The sequence below is a fragment of the Polaromonas sp. genome, from assembly GCF_041689105.1.
Classification (GTDB): Bacteria; Pseudomonadota; Gammaproteobacteria; order Burkholderiales; family Burkholderiaceae_C; genus Polaromonas.
Genome location: NZ_JBDNGU010000077.1, coordinates 1 through 2,135, shown reverse-complemented (window position 1 = coordinate 2,135; position 2,135 = coordinate 1). Strand labels below are relative to the sequence as shown.

At 50.5% G+C, this 2,135-nt stretch carries 2 protein-coding genes; one reads left to right on the top strand and one right to left on the bottom strand.

Annotated features, from left to right (window positions below; all coding sequences use genetic code 11):
* Positions 1–95 precede the first annotated feature (95 nt).
* Positions 96–872 carry a bacteriorhodopsin-like gene (locus ACESMT_RS07290; RefSeq protein WP_372825899.1) on the top strand — a complete coding sequence of 259 codons (777 nt, stop codon included), beginning with the start codon at positions 96–98 and terminating at the stop codon, positions 870–872.
* A 180-nt stretch (positions 873–1,052) separates the two neighbouring features.
* Here ACESMT_RS07290 and ACESMT_RS07285 read toward each other — a convergent pair whose 3' ends face one another.
* Positions 1,053–1,847, bottom strand: coding sequence for an SDR family NAD(P)-dependent oxidoreductase (locus ACESMT_RS07285; RefSeq protein WP_372825898.1), 795 nt, complete (start codon positions 1,845–1,847; stop codon positions 1,053–1,055).
* Positions 1,848–2,135 lie beyond the last annotated feature (288 nt).

Below are 2,135 nucleotides of genomic sequence, written 5' to 3'. Positions count from 1 at the left end.
TTTTTGCGCAGCACGTATGTATTCTGGAATTACGCATCACAACTGATCTGCTTTTCCCAACTTCTACCATTTTGAAAATTTATTGGAGACATAATATGCATAGAAGCACCTTAAACGTCTGGCTCAAATCAGGCGTCGTTTGCTTCCTGGCTCTGCTATCCAGCGCTGCGTTTGCGGCTGAGATGCTACAGCCGGGTGATTTTGTGGGCTACTCCTTCTGGTTGATTTCGATGGCGCTTGCTGCGGCGACGATCTTCTTCCTGATGGAGTCATTTCGTATCGGGGGTAAATGGGGTACCAGCTTAACGGTATCCGCGCTTGTCACATTTATAGCTGCCTTTCATTACATGTACATGCGAGATGTCTGGGTCACCACGGGTACCTCCCCAACTGACTTCCGGTACATCGATTGGATGTTAACAGTCCCGCTGTTGATGATTGAGTTCTATTTGATATTGGCAGCAATTACCAAAGTTTCTGGCGGGATTTTCTGGCGCTTGCTCATCGGTGCGCTAGTCATGCTGATACCTGGATATATGGGTGAAGCTGGATACATAAATGTAACGCTAGGATTTGCCATAGGCATGCTGGGATGGTTCTACATTCTCTATGAGATTTTCATGGGTGAAGCAAGCAAAGTTGCAGCTTCGAAGGCAACGCCAGCGGTTCAAAAATCTTACGGATTAATGAAGTGGACAGTTACAATTGGATGGTCGATTTACCCAATCGGGTACTTCTTTGGCTACCTGGTTGGCGGTACAGATGAAGGTACGTTGAACATCGTTTACAACTTGGCCGATGTTTTAAACAAAATCGCTTTTGGTCTGTTTATCTGGTACGCGGCTAACGAAGAGACCTCAGCAAAAGCTTAGTTTGCTGCGAGTGCTTTGAATGTGTTCCATGTGATTTGTCAGATGCCATTCGCTTTGGCGTCTGACAAATCATGCTTGCGCCCTGATTCATCGGGGCGACTCCAGACCAGTCGTTCTTCGCCTCTGGTTGGCACTAATTAGTGCCAACTATCCTGCCAGCGCGGAGTATCGAGGCCATGCCTACTTGGTAAAACGCGCAGATTTCGAACGTCCAAGCGCCGCAGAAAGCCAGCTCAAGGGCAAGTGCCGCACAAAAAATACCATGAGTTTATAGTTCCAGCCCTGCACCGAGATCAGGCGTCCGTTCTCAAGATCCTTGAATGACTGGGCGACCACCTGTGCAGCCGTCCATGCTCTGGTAAAGCCTTTTTGCTTGTAAAACGTGTCGGGGTCGATGCCCATGCGGGAATGAAAATCGGTGACGGTGAAACCCGGGCACAGCGCCAGCGCTTTCAGGCCATCCTTGCGGTAAGCCAGGCCGACGCCTTCCGTGAAGCTTCTGACATACGCTTTGGTGGGACCATACAAGGCGCTCTGCGTTGTGGGGATCCAACTGGCAACCGAGGCGACGTTAATCAATATACCTTTTGCTTTAATCAGATTTGGCAGTGCCGCGTGAGTCAGTTGCGTGGTCGCAGTAACGTGCACATCCAACAAGGCCCGGTGCTGCGGCCAGTCGATATCGCCCAGCCGGCCATCAACGGCATAGCCGGCATTGTTGACCAGGGCATCCAGAGCGGGTAACTGTGTGACGGTGTCTACCAGTGTTTGTAAATCATGCTGGTCGGACAAGTCGCCGATCTGCAGTGTCACATCAATAGTAAATTGCTGCCTTAAGCGCTCCGCCAACCGGTTCAGTTCCTGTTCACGACGGCCGGTCAGCAGCAAATTGTACCCCTGCTGCGCAAATGCTTCGGCGTAGGCTGCGCCAATGCCGCTGGTGGCGCCGGTGATGGCAGCTAGACGATGTGACATGATGGACTCCTGATTCTAAAAACCCGAAGTATATCCTAATGCGTAAAATCGGCTATGCTGGATTCAGGGCAAGCGCACTTGGAAGGGTCATATTTTCATCCAGACGGGGCATCACTTTCATTTAGACGAAATTTTGAATCGCCGCCCGTTCAGCAGACACCTTTTAGAATTCAGAACAAAGCGCCAGCAAGCAGAAACAATTTAAAGCGAATCGACCGTGGCCACACTCAAGTACCTCAACGGATACAGTCCCAGCCTGCAACTGCAGGTTCAGCAACTGATCGACAC

Coding starts and splice junctions, on each gene's coding strand:
- ACESMT_RS07290 (WP_372825899.1), top strand. CDS start 96: ATGCATAGAAGCACCTTAAACGTCTGGCTCAAATCAGGCGTCGTTTGC.
- ACESMT_RS07285 (WP_372825898.1), bottom strand. CDS start 1,847: ATGTCACATCGTCTAGCTGCCATCACCGGCGCCACCAGCGGCATTGGC.